A 16,281-nucleotide genomic window follows, 5' to 3' on the forward strand; every position below is an offset into this window, starting at 1 on the left:
GCAATTCCGTCCATCATCCGGGGATGAGTTCGGCACGACGGATGTACCTGCGGATGGTATCGCCGTTATCATCCCGTAACTCGACCGTGAACTGACGATCCCCGTTGACTGTCTCCAGGTCGTTCACGTTCACGTCGAAGTCGAACGGCGGATCGTCTATTACTTTCAGCGTCTTGCCGCCGGAGGAGACGACCACGCTGTCGATGCCACGGGAGTCCGAGAGGTGGCAGTGGACGATTTCGCCCGACTTCGTGCATTGGAGCTGTGGATTGACGTCGCCGTCCCCGCTCCCGCCAACGGGCACTTGAAATTCGAATGTCATAACGCCGAGGGGGAACGTTCCTAGGACGAGTACGATTAGTAGAAACACCGTGAGATTGACCTTCGAGCCGTGACGAGCGAACTGACGTCTCAGCCCACCCTTGCCCGACCGCCGCATCCGGATCACCATCGGTACGACAACAAGGTGAGTAAACGGACCCCAGAAGAGGAGCACGAATCCGTAAGCCATGACGTAATAGAGGAACCCCCAGTCCGGTCGGTAGGAGAGCACGAGATTCGCACCACTCCAGCAGAACAGGCCAAGGGCGATTAACGCTCCACTTTTGAGCAATCTCCAGATAAGCGTGTTCGCGTAGTAGACGCTCAGGAGGTCGTTCCACGCGCCCTGAAGTATCCTTCTCGTCCATTCGAATGGGGAGCCGACCTGTTCGGATTCACTTGGGTTTGGCATGGCGTTTCTACCCCGCTTCGACGCCGGAAATCGTGTCCCGAGAGTAATTCATCGCTTCGGGGCTCAGCAGATTGGGTTGGCTTGCAGGCTATAGCCCAACTGACCAGAGTTCCGTAAGCAAGTACCAGTTGATCACGTACGATACAATAAACACGGCCAGAAAGACGAGACAGATGAGGAACGTTCCTCGCATCTCGTAAGCATGGACGGGTTTGCCTGCATCCTGATCTCCGCCGTCGGGGACGAGATCAGCATTGTCCTCGGGGCCAGTGACTGGGTCGCCGACGAGCAGAGAGGCGACTGCTACCACGACGAAGATCGTCCCAGCGAGGATGGCGAGCAGTGCGAACACGCCGAAGATGGCGAATAGTGGGGATGCCGCTGCCAGGTTGAAGTCGGTTCCTGGGATATTCTGAATGACTTCGGCGGTTCGTCTCGGCGCGCCGTAGAGGATTCCAGCGTATAGCATCATGATTACTGTGATGCCCATCGCGCCGGCATAGAAGAACGGCTGGGCGCTTGCCAGCCGACCGAATGATAGTCGGCGTTGGAACATCGTCCGGACGACGAAGTAGACTAATCCCATGAAGGTGAGCGTCGTACCGACGGCGACAGTACCGTGAAAGTGTCCCACGGTTGCGAACGTGTTGTGCCAAGTCATGTTGACCTGCAATTGCCCCATCACGACGCCGGTGATCCCTCCGAGGAAGCCGAAGAGGATGATGCTGAAGATGGTCGCAGAGAATACCGGGTTCGTCCACGGCGCGTTGGTTAGCCAGCCGAACGTACCACCGCCCTTGCCGCGCTTGCGACGTCCAACCTCGAGACCCGCCGGGATGGCGAAGGCGTGGATCATACTGGCGAAGGCAGCACCATAGAACGCGTACGATGCGTTCCAGATTCGCCATCCCGAGGAGACGGCAGGATCCGATAGGAGGTGATGGGCCGCACCTAAATTGATGAAAAAGAGATACAGGATGAACGCAGTTCGCGAGACCTTTTCGCTGACCACTTCCGCACCGCCGACGACGTGGGTCAGGAAGTACCACACCGTAACCATCGCCGCGAGGTTGATCTGCTGGGTTCCGTGACCGATAGTCCAGTACATCTGACGATACCACGCGGCGTCCATCCACTGGATGACGTCGACCCTCCAGAGGAAGGTGACAACGAAGGTGATGAGACCGCCAACGAGGGCCTCGACGGCGATAATCGATGTCACGAAGGCGCCGAAGGCAACCAGTGGCAATGATTGATTCGGGTTCTCTTGGCGCTGGTACCACAGGCTCAGGAAAAACGGCAGAGCGGCGATAACGGCGCCGACGATGAACACGATCACACCAATGTAGAACCACGTGGGAGCCTGTAACGGCGCGTATGCGGTCAATAGCGGGGCAGTGTTGGGTGGACTCGTCGTAAACACCGAGACGTTGATCGCAATCGCGCCGAAAACCATCGCAATCCAGCCTGCTTTGGCCACGCTAGTTATCGGAAGACGACGCCCAAGGATCATCGGCCCGCCAACGTACAGGATGGCGATCTCCATGAATACCATCCAGAAAATGAGCAAGTTCCAGGCGTGAAGGGTGAGATGGACGTAGAAGTCCTCCGGTTGGAGCAGACCGATTACCTCCCAGCGGGTCATCGCCACGGTGAACGCGAAGATACCGCCGACGAGAAGCGCAACCACAGCCGTCAACCCGAACAGTTTGACGTGGTTCTCGGCCGTCCGGTGGATATTCAATCCGGTTACCGAGCACGTCCGAAAGCCATTCTCGTCGTAGTTGTTGTCGAACAGGCCCAGCGCGGTCATAGTTCCTCGACCACCTCGATGGTGCCGTGCATCGTGCGATGGCCATTCCCACAGTACTCGTTGCAGATGACATGGTATTCGCCAGGTTCATCGAATTCCATCGGTAACACCCACTCGTAGCCGGGCAATACCTGGAAGTTCATCTGCTTACTTAGTGCGTGCTCTGGGCGGATCGAGAACCCATGCTGGACGTCGTAGGAACTGAGATGGAAGTTGTACTCGGTTCCAGTTTCGAGGACGACCGGTGTTCCGTCCCAGTTGAACCGGAACGCCGCGATATAGACATCCTCGTTTGGCGGAACGAGTGCATCGCCACGTTCACCTGCTGCGTCCTTGTACGACTGCATCTTCTCTTGATACTCGCTGGCGTCCACCCGAAGCGTCCTGCCGATTGGGTTCTGTTCGCCGATCCGGGTGAAGACACTCATCCATCCGAAAATAATAACCGACCAGGCTCCAGCAAGCCCGAGCCAAATACTCTCGCGGCGGTTAATCTTCTGATTCCACCAGTCGTCATCGGGGGTATCGAGTGGAGATGACATGGGATCTCACCCTGGCGGGATCGAGAAGATATCAGCCATTCCCCACACGGCGTAAGAGAGTGCCCAAAACAGGAGCGCCGCCAGCGCTAGCCACCAAATCCGATCGTACAACCGCTGTACGAGCGGGGTTTCGTTTTGGTCAGTCGATGCCATACTGACAATCACAATTACCGACACTATAAGTCTTGGTACGTATATACATACCACACTCCCGATCCAGTGTGAGTTAACGTTGGGTTCCACAGCCCTCGGACGTCATCGACCGGTAGTACATTCATACGCCTATGTCAGAGAGAAACGCCCGCGATGCTGAAGTAACGCTCCAGTGGCCGGAGTTTCTCGTATTCTCTGGATTCGTGTGTCTTATCGTTAGTATCTTTCTCCGGATCTTCGAGGAATCCTATCCGGTGCTTCATGAAGTTTCATCTCTCATCGGGTATTTGGGCTCTTTCTCGTCTTGGCCGGGTTCTTGATTCAGGTATCACTCGACTGATTCAGCCGAATCAGCACGCGATGCGCACGATTCACCCAAAATTAACCAAACAACCGCTCGATGAGCTCTCGTTTCCGGGCCCGTTCGGCGAGGAGTACGGAGCAGTCAACATCATCGACGATATCCATGACCAGTGAGCCGCTAACGAGTCGCGAGAGCAGCCCTTGTTCGGTCGCTCCGATGATGACCATCGAACACTCCTCTGCCACATCTTCGATTGCGGTTTCAACATCGCCTGTCTCGACTCGTAATTCTGCGTTGGTGAGGGCATGTTTCTCTGCCCACTCTTCGAGAAAGACCGTCCCTTCGTCTCTCGAGTCGGCGACGTGTAACACCGTGATTCGTGAGTCATATTCTTCGTGGAGGAGCCGGGAAATCTCGCCAGAAAGATCCGAATCGGGGCCGCCGGCGGTGGGGACGAGGATATGCTCCGGTTCGAAGCCTCGATCCTTGAGCACGAGGAAATCACAGGGCAAATCCATCGCCACATCGTCAATCGCACTCTCGACCCGTCCTGGTGAGCCATGCGAACTCTCACCCCACCCCATGACGACGAGATCCGCCCGATGGGCTTGCGCTGCGTCAAAAATCTCCTCGAATGAGCGATGGGAGATGATGGTGTGGGATTCGATGGGGACACCGAACGTCTCGGCGTCGTCACGAGCGGCGGCGAGGAGTTTCTCGGAACTCTCGTCGAGTTCGGCTGCGTGTTCAGCTGCACCAGCCAACGCCATTTGGTCGGGAACCGTTACGATGTGGACGGCATCAACAATGCCACCTCGTTGCTTGGCGATCGCACTCGCAAGTGTGATGAGAGGCTTTTCGTGTTCGGGATTTGCGAGCGGAACCATCACGCGATATTTCCCACCATCCGGCTGGACGCTACTCGCGACCGAAACGGCGGAATCGGGCATCTCCTGCGGTTGAGAGAGGATGTGCTGACTCAGTATGCCTTGCTTCTTGGTTTGTTTCCGGGCATAGGTGAAATACCAGACGATGCCACCGGCGACGAACACGAGCGAAAGCGCGATCTCGATGGGTTCCATGAATGCAATCAGTCCAAACGAGGTTATCGCACCGAGAATCGGGACGACGGGGTAGAATGGAACCTTGAATTCGGGCTGATACTCCTCGGCGTTCGCTTGCCGCATGACGATGAGTGCGACGTTGAGAAGCCCATAGACGATGAGGTGAAGGACACTCCCAGCCTTGGCGAGCGTCTTTACGTCGCCGATGACGATGAACAACAAGATGAGGCCTCCAGTGACCGCGATGCTCCGATAGGGGGTCGCGAAGTTCGGATGAATCGCGTTGAGTTTGTCGCTGATGAGTTTGTCTCGGCCCATCGCGAAATTAATGCGCGAGGAGGCAAGAATCGAGGCGTTCGCACTCGATGCCGTCGCGAGCAGTCCCGCGAACGTCAGTAACCCAACACCAACAGCAGCAAGTCCGAACGTTCCGAAGGCGATTCCGGCGACATCGAGGACTGGTGTTTTCGTGAACGCGGGGGCGAGCTGTTGCCAGTTGATGACGCCCATCAGGACGACCATAATAATCGCGTACATCGTCGTCACGATGACGACGCTCCCGACCACCGCGATTGGGAGGTTCCGACCGGGATTTTTGAGTTCCTCGGCAACGGTCGTGATTTTCGCAAAACCGAGGAACGAGACGAACACGAGCCCGGTTGCGGGGAGGACAGCAGCAGCCCCACCGGTGTCGGGCGGGAAGAATGGCCGGAGTGTCGAGAGATCCGCTTGCAGTACGCCCAGGACGGAGAAGACGGTAAGAATGCCGACCAGCAGCGTCACGATGACGATTTGGACGCCACCGGTTTCTTTCGCTCCAACGTAGTTGACGGCGATAAACGCGATTCCTGCGAGGAGTGCTCCGACTTGGAAGGACGTCAATCCGATAGGACCGAGTATCAGTGCGGGGAGGGGAAGAAACGTCGCAAGGTATTCTCCGAAACCGAGTGTATAGAACGCACTCGCGAACGCCAGCCCCATCCAGTTTCCCCATCCGGCGATCGAGCCGAATAGGGGGCCGAGCGCGTGATTGACGTAGTAGTAGCTGCCGCCAGCTTTCGGCATCGCGGTGCCGAGTTCGGATGCCGAAAGCGCAGTGAACAGAGATATTATACCCCCGACGACGAACGAGAGCGCGACTGCGGGGCCAGCCGCGGCTGCGGCTTCCCCTGGAAGCACGAAGATGCCGGCACCGATCATCGTTCCAACGCCGATCGTGAGCGCAGCGAGCAACCCAAGGTCTTTCGCCAACTCCTCGTCGTTCTCCGTCATTGCTCTTCTGGGTCAGGCAGCACAATCACTGGACGATTCGTCTCCGTGATTAGTCTAAGTGATCGGTCGCCTGCGAGCAACTGGAGGAGGCGGCCGCCGCCTCGAGGCCGGAAGACGATGGCACTGGCATCGATGTCGTCGGCGACATCGATGATGGCTTTGACGACGTCTCGCCGATACGTAGTCTTCGTTCCAGCGTGTGGGAATGTTTCGTGGAATGCTGCAAACGCGTCAGCAGCGCGGGCTTCGGATTGCTCAACGGGTGTTTTGTCAGGGACTCCCTCACCTTTCTCGACCACGTGCAGCACCGTAATACGGTTGGGACGATACGGCTCAAGGACAGTTGCGGTCGCCCGGGCATCGGCCTCGGTGGCGACGGGGACAACCACGTGCTGTAGGGGATTCATGTTAGGCATTGTTGTAACGGGACACGTGGCTATCGCCACGTGGTGATCACTGTGTTCGAAGCGTGGTCTTGGACTGATTGCGCTGTAGAGCCGAAGATAAAGCGTCTGAGGCGTGATGTACGTGGTGCACCGATGACGGTGGCGTCGTAGTATTGTGATTGGTCGATGATAGCCTCTGCTGCATCCTCGGCTTCGAGTATCCACGTATCCACATTGTCAAAGGAATCGAGGCGGGTGCGGTTTGGACTGACATATTGGTCGGCGACTTGCTCTGGGTTGGTCTGGGTGGGCGTGACGACGTGGAACAGTTCGATGTGCGCATCATGAGCGCGGGCGATTGCGTGAGCGATATCGGTTGCAGTTCCCGAATGGGGGCCGCCAGCGACCGGAACGAGGATTGAAGAGATGGTTTCTGGAAGGGGCGCCCCAGTCGGAAGAACAACAGTACACTCAACATTCCTGGTGAGCCGTTCGAGTACAGTCGGGACAATTGGACTGAAGCTGGCTGTCCACCACGACTTGTCGGCGATGACGGTAGTGATATCGTATTTTTCGACGGCAGTAGCGAGTACATGGACGAGATGATGACCGATACGTATCGTCCCATGAACCGGAATATCTGCGTCAGTATCTTCGATGGTGTCCAAAACGCGATGCATTTGCGCACGATGTTTCGTGCGCTCCGCACTAGGGAGTGAGAGTGGTGTTTGCTCTGGGACGCAGATAGCGTTCTGCACTATTAGATCGGTGTTCATGCCGGTTGCGAGTGCTCGGGCAGTCGTCAGAGATTGCTCAGAGACATCGCAATTGGACAGTGAAAGGAGGATCGACTCCCTCTCTGGCGAGTCGGGAGAGCGGATCGCTTCCTGCCCCGTCAGCGGCCCACCGACGGTTGCCGTGGGTATGCTCATAGTAGTAACGTTTCTATCGAACCACTATAAAATCACCCCTTATTATTTCGGTTCGTTTGGTACAATCGCAATGCTTTTCTATTCGTTTATTTGCCCTGTGGAGGACTCTCACTCCATGGCGCGGACGAAGAGGTCAGAGCCGTCGATATTCCGGTGGCAACGGACAGCTGTACCACGGGAGGTGATTAGCGTAATATAAATGGTGTTTGCGAACCGATTGGAGACCATAAAAATGGGACTTCAAATCGATGCCGTCGACAAACGAATCCTCTACCACTTAGCACAGGATGCTCGACACACCTCCGCCCCCGATATCGCCAAAGAACTCGATTTGTCGGCACCGACGATTCGGAATCGAATCCGTCGCCTCGAAGACGAAGGCGTCATCCGAGGGTACCACACGGACATCGATTATGAGATGGTCGACGGCCGACTGGCAAACTTGTTTATTTGTACGACGACCGGCACAGATCGTGAACGATTAGCACGACGAATCCTCGGCATTTCGAGTGTTGTCAACGTCCGCGAAGTGATGACCGGACGAGGAGATATCCAAGTAAAGGCAATTGGAACGGATACGGATGACATCGCCCAGATGGCCCGAGCTATCAGGACGCTTGGCGCCGATATCGAGGACGAAGACCTCATCCATCGGGAACACTTCAGTCCGTATGCTCCGTTTGGACCCACAGACGAGCGTACCGGGTCGCTTGTGACCGGGATTGCGGATCTCGCAGGCGATGCCGACATCGTCGAACTGAAGATCGGGATGGGTGCTGCAATCGCTGGCAAGACGCTGCAGGATGCGAGCGAAGAGGGATTGTTCGAAGGAGATATCCTCATCATAACAATCGAGCGTGATGACCAGACGATCACACCGCATGGTGAGACAACGATCGAAGAGGGAGATCACGTGACCGTTCTCACTCGGACTGGCCTTTCCGACGAACTAATACAGAAATTCATCGGGGATTGACATCCCCCTACGCCTGAAGGGGCAGGAATCCCACGCGTTGAGAGTTTCAGGTTCGCAACCAGGACTCTGCCACTTCTCGAGAACCCATTGCTATCGACTGGGATGCAGTCTTTGTTAAAGAACGCGAGCATATACCCATGTCTTTAGGGGCGGGAGGAGGTCAATTCCTCAGCGAAACAAGAACGAGTATCAAGCCACTTGAGACAATTGCTGACTGGATAAGACTGGCAGACAGTATCGAGGTATCCAAGACGAGGTAGATGAGTCCCTCGCAGATTGCACCAGTACCGATGAACACGAATCCGACAGAGACATACAGCATCGGTTTGCTTTCGTTCCGTCGATATCCGTGATACGCTAGATATGCGACTGTCAGGCTCAAAACGAGCGTGACCAATTTCGCTGCAAGAACCGGTGTTTCGATCATTCGGTACCTCGGAGGCCGTTCCAAAGGGAAGTAAAGTTATCCGCGAGATTGTCACGGGTTTCGATGGCCAATGACAATTCACCGTTGTTGACGTCCTCCACACGACTGAAGTCGTGGGATTCCTCCGTGGGCAACCCGGCCAGACTGGTTACCCCGGCTGTGAACTTACGGATTCACTGATACTGGTTTGGTCAACTGGACTCGACTGTTCCCCAAAACTCGCGGGTGTCCAGTCGTGTCCGTTCCACTCCCAGTACGCCCCGTTAACGGGTGCGTCCCTGTCGCGTCCAGCAGACAGGGCAGCGGGCCGCGCCATCGGCCTCACTTCGTTTTGCAGTAGATTCCACGCCCCTGCCACGTCACTATGCGCGTCTAGCTTGCAGTCGTGGCACCGGAACGAGTCGCCCTCACGGGTCACGTCATCGCTCCCGCACTCAGGGCACTCGCTACTCGAATCGAACTCGTTCACTTGCTCGACGGTGATGCCGATATCGCCGAGCGTGAGTTCGAGGCGGTCGACTAATTGTCGGTGCGACCAGTACGCGTGGGTTTTCTCGTTCACCGTAGCGTTCCAGTGCGCTTCCAACACGTCCGTGAGGTCACCGACGTACACTGTGTCGACATTGCGGGCGAGCAGCCACTCCGCCGCGTGTTTCACTGCGGCGTCACGACTATGGTCGCGCTTCTGTGACCGCTCGTCGTACACGCGTTGGATACGCTTGCTCGTGTACTTTCCGTCGGGAAGCACCGATTGCAATTCAGCGATTAACCCCGACAACACATGGAACTGGTCGAACTCTGGACGAGCGTGGTACACCGCAGTCTCCCCAGTGGTGGTGACGATGGCGAGGGTGTTGTTCGTGCCTACGTCGATGGCAGCCTCGTGCGTCGTGTTCTCGGAGTCGAGTGTGTGAGTGAATGTATCCAGTCGCTGTTCTTGGACGTTGTCTGGCTGAATGCGAACTGGATGCTTGACACGAAGCACACCGGCCGCTTCGTCATAGACGAGTTCTAACCGCGCGTCGTCACCATCCCACTTGGGGTTACCGCGAACTTCGAGTGTGACGCGTTCGTGGTATGCGAAGTCGTACTTGTCTTCTAAGACATCGCCGACGCCGAACTCTAAGGTACTCTTGTCCTCATCCCAGTCGAGCGTGTACAAGTCGTTGCGGATAAGACCGTGCAATTCGTACCCGTCGTCCCGATTCCCCCAGTACCCGGGAGGACTTGGTTTCTCAGTGACAGTGGAGTCTGCGTCGTGGTATTTGTCGAGGAGGCGGAAGTGGCTGCGCCATGCCTCGGCGTTCTTGCGGGCGACCTGTTGGCACGCTGCCTTGCCGAGAAATGGTGCGTACTCATCGTACAAGTCCGCGTACTCGGCGTCCCACACGTTGCCGTCGTCACCAAAGTAGGCTTGTCGGCGTCGGTAGTTAATCTGGTTCCACAAAGGGGCGTGGGCGGCCAACCAGTCGAACAAGCACTTGCGGTACCGTTCACTATCGGGTTCCGCGGTGTACTCGTTTGTGCGTTGTAGCTGGTCGCTCACACTACCGTGTTCGTGTCTTGGTTTTGTAATTGTTGGGTTGCGGGCTGGCTATGTCGGGTGGTTTGCGTCGTGTTTGGTCGGATTCATCCCCCGACTAAAGTCGTGGGCTTTCCCCTCGAATTTGTGTAAGTTCCACATTCATCCCTTTGAGGGCCGTCACGTACTCGTTTTCGTGGCCACCGTCAGGATTGATCACCGTCCGCTCTTCGAGAAGGTTGTATTCCCGCAGTGTTGAAACGCGGCGGTAAATCGTCGGTAGCGACGCGTCACATACTTCGCTGAGTGCCTTCGCAGTCATCGGCTGGCGATCTGCCGCGACGAGAATTCCTCGTGCGTAATCATCTGCTAGGAGCGCGAAGATTTCATCGAAATCTGGTTCACCGGGCAGATGCACGATGACTTCATTATTACACGCCATTAAATAGGTAGTGATTTCCGAAGGTAGGAGTCTTGCTGATCGATCGCTTGGACTGTGACGTGTTCGCTGCACCGGTCTAGTACGAGCGTCGATCACTCACATTCGCAACGTCGACAGAATCGGTCATGTCTGATGTAGATGAGTCCCGCCAAGATAGCCACCGAAATTGCTCCAAGCGCAGGCCGAAGTGGGTCGAAGTAGGTCATCAAGGCGGACGAACTGAAGAGCGCCAGCAGGAAGACATTACAAATCGGACAGCCAACGGCGAGAAATCCTCCGACAGCACCACCAATCGCCCACCGATCTGTCTTTGCTTCGGGAGGCACATCATCGGTCGCCACTCCCTGTGCGGTATAGATGCCAGCCAAAAGTGCTGTCACCGTCAGAAACAGGTAATCAAGTGGCGTTCGTGGCACCATTCGAACGTAGAGTGGATTTGGGATTAGACCGGTAACGGTTCCAAAGAGCAAGAATACGCCACCGCTGACGAGGATCCCTCTTATGAGTGCGCGTCGATTCGATGACATCGCTTCTTACCCTTTCATCGGTTCTCTGAATGTGTGATAAGTGGCGGTTCTCTCTACTACGAATCCCTTGTTTCCATTCATTGTGAACTGACTCCGTCTGATTCGGCGGGAATCATGATTGTCTGAGTCAAGAATAGCGATATATAAAGACCCGGTCACCATTTTCTAGACCTGAAACTCGGCAATGGACACCATCAGATGAAAGTCACCCGTCTTGGTGACCGTTCCTATTTTCGGCAGTAAACAGCAGTCCTCTTCACGAATTGAGAGGTGCTGTGTGTCGCTGGGCTTGACACTGAAACAGGTTTACTGCTATCATTTATCGTCTCTGTCGGGGTGACAGCGGGCGCGATAAACGCCGACCCGCCACCAGCAGTCACCCCCTGCTTGTTAGACTGTTCGGTAAACGCGAGAGGCGAAGTACCGAACGCGAGACGCGGGCCAGCGAAACGGCTTGCTGGCACGATTTCAAAGTCTCCCGTGTAGGAAGACGTGAAATCGTGGTTCAGCGTTGCCGTTTCTCTAAAGAACACGTGAGCCACGTTGACGGCACCAATGTAGTCGCGGTCGGCTTGGAAGCCGCATCGAGCGTTGTCACAGCGGAAGTGCCCGCCCCACCACACTTCGTGGAAGTGATCCGGCGACTTCGTGGTGTGGCCAGTCGCGCCACATCGAGGGCACGAGCGAGACGTGTTGCCCGGACGCACTTGCTCCACGTGCAGTCCGGCGATGTCTGCCCGGTACTCGATTTTCGAGATGATTTCTCGACGCGCCCACGAACTGAGTTCCCACGAGAGTTGGCCGTCGCCACGGGGAGGTGAGAGGCTTCGCAGGTCTTCGTGAACAATCGCGTCAACGTCGTACACGAGAGCGAGGGCGATGACTTGGTTCGCTACGTCGTGGACGAGTTGTTCGCGTTTATGCCGGATCTTGTTGTTCACTCGCTCGTACTCTGCGTGGACGTGTGTGAACGAGTTCGTGTGATCGCGTCCTTCTCGACGCAGGTGCGCGAGTTTGGCGTTGAGTTGGTTGCGTTCCCGAGCGAGATTCTTCATCTGGTCTCGCTCCGTGTTCTGGATGAAATACGGGACAGAAAGTTGCTCGCCCTCTTCATTCACGACGACAGCGGTAGCGTCTTTTCGGATACCGCCGTCAATCGCTAAGACGGTTTCAACGTCTTCTGGTTTTTCTTGGTGTTCGACTTCTATGGGGAACGCGAGTTCGTAGTAGTCGTTTCCGGTTTTCGTTCGAGTTGGTTGGAACGATGGGGCGGAGAGGCTGCCGTGTTCGAGCAGTTCGTGGAAGGCTTCGTAGCCTTCCAGTTCGTGTTCGTTCCATGTCCAGTCGCCTTTTGTTTCGGGGTCGAGTGTGTCTGGTGTTTTGAGTTTGACTGTGAGCGTCTGCGTTTCTTCGTCGTAAATGTATTTCACGACCTGTCCGCTCGTGGGGCCATCGTCTGCGGAATACGGGAGGACGCCTTTCGAGTACGCGGGACACGCTTGCAGGTCAAAATACGACTCGGGATACCGTCCGTGACAGTCGTAATGAGAGTTGAGTTGTCCGATAAGCGAATCCACGTACCCCGCTTTGAGGTATTCCTCTGAATCCCAGAGTAGTTCCTTAATCCTCCGTGTGTGGATGCGTCGAATCTTGTGGTCGGGAAGAACGGTTTGAATAGTGCGGAACGCTTCGCGTTTGTCGGCGTGACTGCGAAGCGTCTCACCGACTTTCTGCATCACACAGCGTTTGTACCGACTCGGGAGGTACAGGTCAGTGTCATCGAACGCTTTACTCTCGTCAAAGTATTTCCACGCCTGATACGAGTACTCGTCAATTCCGGTGAGGTGTTCAGGCGTCCAGTATTGCCCGATGAGTTTGTTCGATACGCGAGTCGTGAGTGCGTCTAATAGAGCGTGACGCTCTCGCTCCTCGAAATAGAGACGAACTGGGAGTGAGAGGTGTGTGGACGCCATGTTGTGTTACTCGTCTTCTTCAGCTTCTTGCTGTTCGAGGCGAATGACTGCGACTTTGTCACCAATCCAGTCTTTTGGGACGAGGACATGTGCCCCTCCGCCGACGGGTTTTGCCTCTTTCTCAAGGGCTTCTCGGCCCTTGAACGTGAACTCAGCCATATACTGAATTTATACTCAGTATAAAATAAGTGTTTGGGTTCGATTTGCATTGAGGGACTGCCGTTTACTGCCAATTTTTGTAACAGTTACGCAACCCTGCACACAGTGTAGTGGACTGACCGGACTTGCAGAGTTCGTTCAATGTGGCCACGCTGGTGTATGTGGTGTGTGAGAACGTCACTTCTCGATGACCACATCCTCGAGTACGAGTACGTCGAGTCCCATTCCATAGAAATCTTTGAGTGCCTGTGCTGGTGTCTCGACGATCGGCTCGGCGTGATCGTTAAACGACGTATTCAGGACAACAGGCACACCAGTGAGATCGGCAAACTCCGAGATAAGGCGATGATACTCTGGATGTTGTTCTTCCCGAACCGTTTGTGGTCGTGTCGATCTGTCTGCCGGGTGGAGAACCGCCTCGATATCGTCTTGCTTCGTTGGTTTTACATCAGTTGCGGTTATCATAAACGGCGCTGGCTCGCCGTTTTCAAGATACTCTTCTGCTGCGTCTTCGAGCATCGACGGGGCGAACGGTCGCCACTCTTCGCGGTGTTTGACGAACTCGTTCACCCGGTCGCGGGACGCAGTGGTTCGCGGGTCAGCGAGGATACTTCGACTCCCGAGTGCACGCGGCCCCAACTCCATCCGCCCAGTAAACCATCCCACCAGCGCCCCATCGGCGAGATGTTCGGCGACGTAGCGGTGGAGATTATCTGGGCGTTCGTACTCGACTTTGTTCGTTTCTAGGAGATCGACGACTTCCTCGGAGTCGTACTCGGAGCCAAGATAGACGTTCGTCATCGTCGGAACCGCTGTGGGCGACTGATCGAGCCATCCCGCACCGAGTGCCAGTCCGGCGTCGTGTGCGACCGGTTGGACGAACACGTTCTCGATGGGTGCTGCGTCGATCAGTTGCTTGTTCATCTTGCAGTTCAATGCGACGCCACCAGCGATTCCGATATTCGCCGTCCCGATAACATCGGCGTAGGTCGTCGCAATGTCGAGAACAGTCTCTTCGAGAAATTTCTGAGCGGTGTACGCGAGGTCTTTCTGCCACTGGTCGAACTCGCCCGGCGTGTCGTTTCGTGGGCGACCAAGTGTCTCTTCTAACGTTCGCACACCGTAGTCCGTGCCCCATCGCTTCGTCAGTTTGGTCACGTCGTAGTCGACACCCAAGGTAACGAGGTCTCGAAGTGCAGTCTCGATCGCGTCGTTCTCCTCACCATACGGTGCGAGACCCATGACTTTCCCTTCGCCATTGAACATCCGGTACCCGAGGTACTCGGTGATGACGGCGAAGAAAAGACCAAGACTATTCGGGTGTTCGTACGTTCGAATCCGCGAAAGGCCGTTGTCGTCCCCACGCCAGACGACAGTCGAATCGTACTCACCTTTGGCGTCCACCGTGAGGACTAACGCCTCGTCGAACCCGGAGGGGTGGAATGCACTGGCAGCATGACATGCGTGGTGTGGTTTGGTCTCGACTGGCGGAACCGGGGTTCCGATTTTGGCCAGTTTCGATTCGACCTGGTTGGTCGGGAAAAACTGGCCTCGCACCTGGGATTTCACTACCCACTCCAAGTGACGGAGCTTCGTCTCGACGCCATCGAGACGAACTGCATCTCGCACGTAATGGTCGAGAATCTTCGATTGTAGTGACGGGTCGTAGGGGAGGATGACCTTCGAGATATCTCGGAGGTCGAGATTGCGGTAGTCGAGACAGGCGCGTATCGCCTCTTCTGGAAACGTCTCTGGCGCATGTTTGCTACGAGTGAGCCGTTCTTCTTCGATGCCAAACACGACCGCACCATCCTCGAACAGGACTGCACTGGGGTCGTGTCGTCCATACAATCCGATTGCAGGCTTGAACGCGAGCGAGTACTCAGGCATGATGATTTTTCGAAATCAGTGTTCGTTGTCCGGAGCGGCGTCGCTGTGGACGTACACCCAGATGATGTCGCCGTCTTGCAGTTCGTACGATTTCGGATCGATGTCGGTCGCTCGCTGTCGGATGCTGATTTTTGTCCCGTCGGTGGACGCTTTGTAGATTCCACCGTGCTGTCCTCCACTCGCGTACTTGATCACGTGACCACCACGGTTCGAGTAGGAAATATCCGGGAGCTGGTCGAACACTTCGGCGAGTGTGATCGTATCACCCTGACTCGTCCAGCCATAGTACGGGGGATCGCTGTTTTCGAACTGGAACCGTTTCGTCCCGGCGCGCTGGTACTTCGACGCCGTGAAGTCCAGCCGGCGGTTGTTGATGTCGAACATAATCTTCCCTGACCGAGTGTCACCACTCCCATCTGACTCATCACCAGTCGAGATACTAACCCAGAAATGGTCGGCGTGTTCGATTTCGTAGCTCGTCGGGTCGATATCCTCGGTTCCCTCACGGATGGTGATATCAGTGCCAGAGCGGCCGCCGTGATACGTCGTTCCTTTGTATCCAACGACGTGGCTCCCTCCGCGTCGCGAATACGAGATATCCGGCAGAAGATTCAGCCCCCGAGCGAACGTGACGACCTTCTTCTCATTGCTCCACTCGTTCGGCCCATGCGCAGACTTGTGGAAATGGAAGTACACCGTCTCGGGGTGTTGCTTTTCGAGATTATCGAGATAGTACTTCGACCGATCGAAATTGACGAGATTTCCGTCGATTTCGAAAAAGAGCGGACCGTGCCAGTGATAGTCGATGTATCCCGGCTTGTCTTCGGTAGTGGTCTCGGTTGTTTCGGTCGACTCGCTGGTTCGTTCTGTCGTCTGCGTTTCGCGATACGTTGTTCCTGTCGTCTGTGTCGTCGTGCGACTGGTTGTTGTTCGCGTGGTCGAAGCAGTCGTCGATTCGTTTGATGCTCCGTCAAGCCCCGCACAACCAGCGAGACTTGAGAGTATGGTTGCGGTACTACCCAACACAGCTCTGCGCGTTGATCGTCGCTCGTTTGAATCCATATTTGGGAAGTCGAAATCAATCGCTGAATGCAACTGTACGTCTTGTAATATCTGTGAATACCGGTCTGTGACAGTCAGTCGGTATCCCTACCTCGGTCGAGGTG

Annotated in this window: 17 protein-coding genes and 1 pseudogene; 1 reads left to right on the forward strand and 17 read right to left on the reverse strand. The window is 55.7% G+C overall.

Annotation, left to right across the window (positions count from 1 at the left end; translation table 11 throughout):
* Positions 1-13: 13 nt before the first annotated feature.
* The 8 genes from ACR3FE_RS24510 to ACR3FE_RS24545 all read right to left on the reverse strand — a co-directional run bounded on the left by ACR3FE_RS24510 (position 14) and on the right by ACR3FE_RS24545 (position 7,199).
* The gene (locus ACR3FE_RS24510; protein WP_458210467.1) at positions 14-733 is read right to left on the reverse strand and encodes a hypothetical protein; all 720 of its coding nucleotides are present in this window, start codon (positions 731-733) and stop codon (positions 14-16) included.
* A gap of 88 nt (positions 734-821) precedes the next feature.
* Positions 822-2,546, reverse strand: a complete 1,725-nt coding sequence (locus tag ACR3FE_RS24515; RefSeq protein WP_458210468.1) for a cytochrome c oxidase subunit I — start codon at positions 2,544-2,546, stop codon at positions 822-824.
* Complete coding sequence (locus ACR3FE_RS24520; protein WP_458210469.1) at positions 2,543-3,088, reverse strand: cupredoxin domain-containing protein; 546 nt, start codon at positions 3,086-3,088, stop codon at positions 2,543-2,545. Before ACR3FE_RS24520 ends, ACR3FE_RS24515 begins: the two co-directional genes overlap by 4 nt.
* A gap of 6 nt (positions 3,089-3,094) precedes the next feature.
* Complete coding sequence (locus tag ACR3FE_RS24525) at positions 3,095-3,241, reverse strand: hypothetical protein (RefSeq protein ID WP_458210470.1); 147 nt, start codon at positions 3,239-3,241, stop codon at positions 3,095-3,097.
* Positions 3,242-3,375: 134 nt separating this feature from the next.
* The gene (locus ACR3FE_RS24530) at positions 3,376-3,504 is read right to left on the reverse strand and encodes a hypothetical protein (RefSeq protein ID WP_458210471.1); all 129 of its coding nucleotides are present in this window, start codon (positions 3,502-3,504) and stop codon (positions 3,376-3,378) included.
* Positions 3,505-3,622: 118 nt separating this feature from the next.
* Positions 3,623-5,881 carry an amino acid permease gene (locus ACR3FE_RS24535; protein ID WP_458210472.1) on the reverse strand — a complete coding sequence of 753 codons (2,259 nt, stop codon included), beginning with the start codon at positions 5,879-5,881 and terminating at the stop codon, positions 3,623-3,625.
* Entirely contained in the window at positions 5,878-6,288 is a 411-nt protein-coding gene (locus ACR3FE_RS24540) for a universal stress protein (RefSeq protein ID WP_458210473.1), read from the reverse strand. The genes ACR3FE_RS24535 and ACR3FE_RS24540 overlap by 4 nt, the downstream gene beginning before the upstream one ends.
* Positions 6,289-6,317: 29 nt before the next feature.
* On the reverse strand, positions 6,318-7,199 hold the full coding sequence (locus ACR3FE_RS24545) for a universal stress protein (RefSeq protein ID WP_458210474.1): 882 nt from the start codon (positions 7,197-7,199) through the stop codon (positions 6,318-6,320).
* Between the two features lie 232 nt (positions 7,200-7,431).
* Here ACR3FE_RS24545 and ACR3FE_RS24550 point away from each other — a divergent pair, with 232 nt between their 5' ends.
* Positions 7,432-8,175, forward strand: a complete 744-nt coding sequence (locus ACR3FE_RS24550) for an Lrp/AsnC family transcriptional regulator (RefSeq protein WP_458210475.1) — start codon at positions 7,432-7,434, stop codon at positions 8,173-8,175.
* A 160-nt stretch (positions 8,176-8,335) separates the two neighbouring features.
* Here the strand turns inward: ACR3FE_RS24550 and ACR3FE_RS24555 are convergent, their stop codons facing one another.
* The 9 genes and pseudogenes from ACR3FE_RS24555 to ACR3FE_RS24595 form a co-directional block, all read right to left on the reverse strand.
* On the reverse strand, positions 8,336-8,602 hold the full coding sequence (locus ACR3FE_RS24555) for a DUF7521 family protein (protein WP_458210476.1): 267 nt from the start codon (positions 8,600-8,602) through the stop codon (positions 8,336-8,338).
* Positions 8,599-8,697: pseudogene (locus ACR3FE_RS24560) on the reverse strand (transcriptional regulator); the annotation flags it as partial. The gene ACR3FE_RS24555 and the pseudogene ACR3FE_RS24560, both read right to left, overlap by 4 nt.
* A gap of 53 nt (positions 8,698-8,750) precedes the next feature.
* Positions 8,751-10,148 (reverse strand): RNA-guided endonuclease TnpB family protein, encoded by a 1,398-nt coding sequence (locus ACR3FE_RS24565; protein WP_458210477.1) that lies wholly within the window; start codon positions 10,146-10,148, stop codon positions 8,751-8,753.
* A gap of 94 nt (positions 10,149-10,242) precedes the next feature.
* A complete protein-coding gene (locus ACR3FE_RS24570; RefSeq protein ID WP_458210478.1) occupies positions 10,243-10,566 on the reverse strand; it encodes a helix-turn-helix domain-containing protein in 324 nt (107 codons plus the stop codon).
* A 92-nt stretch (positions 10,567-10,658) separates the two neighbouring features.
* The gene (locus ACR3FE_RS24575) at positions 10,659-11,093 is read right to left on the reverse strand and encodes a hypothetical protein (protein ID WP_458210479.1); all 435 of its coding nucleotides are present in this window, start codon (positions 11,091-11,093) and stop codon (positions 10,659-10,661) included.
* A 227-nt stretch (positions 11,094-11,320) separates the two neighbouring features.
* Positions 11,321-13,066: a zinc ribbon domain-containing protein gene (locus ACR3FE_RS24580; RefSeq protein WP_458210480.1), complete on the reverse strand. Its 1,746-nt coding sequence runs from the start codon at positions 13,064-13,066 to the stop codon at positions 11,321-11,323.
* Between the two features lie 6 nt (positions 13,067-13,072).
* Positions 13,073-13,225, reverse strand: a complete 153-nt coding sequence (locus tag ACR3FE_RS24585) for a DUF2080 family transposase-associated protein (RefSeq protein ID WP_458210481.1) — start codon at positions 13,223-13,225, stop codon at positions 13,073-13,075.
* Between the two features lie 177 nt (positions 13,226-13,402).
* Positions 13,403-15,115, reverse strand: a complete 1,713-nt coding sequence (locus tag ACR3FE_RS24590; RefSeq protein WP_458210482.1) for a carbamoyltransferase family protein — start codon at positions 15,113-15,115, stop codon at positions 13,403-13,405.
* A 15-nt stretch (positions 15,116-15,130) separates the two neighbouring features.
* Entirely contained in the window at positions 15,131-16,141 is a 1,011-nt protein-coding gene (locus ACR3FE_RS24595; RefSeq protein ID WP_458210483.1) for a hypothetical protein, read from the reverse strand.
* Between the last annotated feature and the right edge of the window lie 140 nt (positions 16,142-16,281).

It is taken from the genome of Haladaptatus rarus (assembly GCF_054177585.1).

Coding starts and splice junctions, on each gene's coding strand:
- ACR3FE_RS24515 (WP_458210468.1), bottom strand. CDS start 2,546: ATGACCGCGCTGGGCCTGTTCGACAACAACTACGACGAGAATGGCTTT.
- ACR3FE_RS24570 (WP_458210478.1), bottom strand. CDS start 10,566: ATGGCGTGTAATAATGAAGTCATCGTGCATCTGCCCGGTGAACCAGAT.
- ACR3FE_RS24580 (WP_458210480.1), bottom strand. CDS start 13,066: ATGGCGTCCACACACCTCTCACTCCCAGTTCGTCTCTATTTCGAGGAG.
- ACR3FE_RS24555 (WP_458210476.1), bottom strand. CDS start 8,602: ATGATCGAAACACCGGTTCTTGCAGCGAAATTGGTCACGCTCGTTTTG.
- ACR3FE_RS24545 (WP_458210474.1), bottom strand. CDS start 7,199: ATGAGCATACCCACGGCAACCGTCGGTGGGCCGCTGACGGGGCAGGAA.
- ACR3FE_RS24525 (WP_458210470.1), bottom strand. CDS start 3,241: ATGGCATCGACTGACCAAAACGAAACCCCGCTCGTACAGCGGTTGTAC.
- ACR3FE_RS24530 (WP_458210471.1), bottom strand. CDS start 3,504: ATGAAGCACCGGATAGGATTCCTCGAAGATCCGGAGAAAGATACTAAC.
- ACR3FE_RS24510 (WP_458210467.1), bottom strand. CDS start 733: ATGCCAAACCCAAGTGAATCCGAACAGGTCGGCTCCCCATTCGAATGG.
- ACR3FE_RS24585 (WP_458210481.1), bottom strand. CDS start 13,225: ATGGCTGAGTTCACGTTCAAGGGCCGAGAAGCCCTTGAGAAAGAGGCA.
- ACR3FE_RS24540 (WP_458210473.1), bottom strand. CDS start 6,288: ATGAATCCCCTACAGCACGTGGTTGTCCCCGTCGCCACCGAGGCCGAT.
- ACR3FE_RS24550 (WP_458210475.1), top strand. CDS start 7,432: ATGGGACTTCAAATCGATGCCGTCGACAAACGAATCCTCTACCACTTA.
- ACR3FE_RS24575 (WP_458210479.1), bottom strand. CDS start 11,093: ATGTCATCGAATCGACGCGCACTCATAAGAGGGATCCTCGTCAGCGGT.
- ACR3FE_RS24535 (WP_458210472.1), bottom strand. CDS start 5,881: ATGACGGAGAACGACGAGGAGTTGGCGAAAGACCTTGGGTTGCTCGCT.
- ACR3FE_RS24590 (WP_458210482.1), bottom strand. CDS start 15,115: ATGCCTGAGTACTCGCTCGCGTTCAAGCCTGCAATCGGATTGTATGGA.
- ACR3FE_RS24520 (WP_458210469.1), bottom strand. CDS start 3,088: ATGTCATCTCCACTCGATACCCCCGATGACGACTGGTGGAATCAGAAG.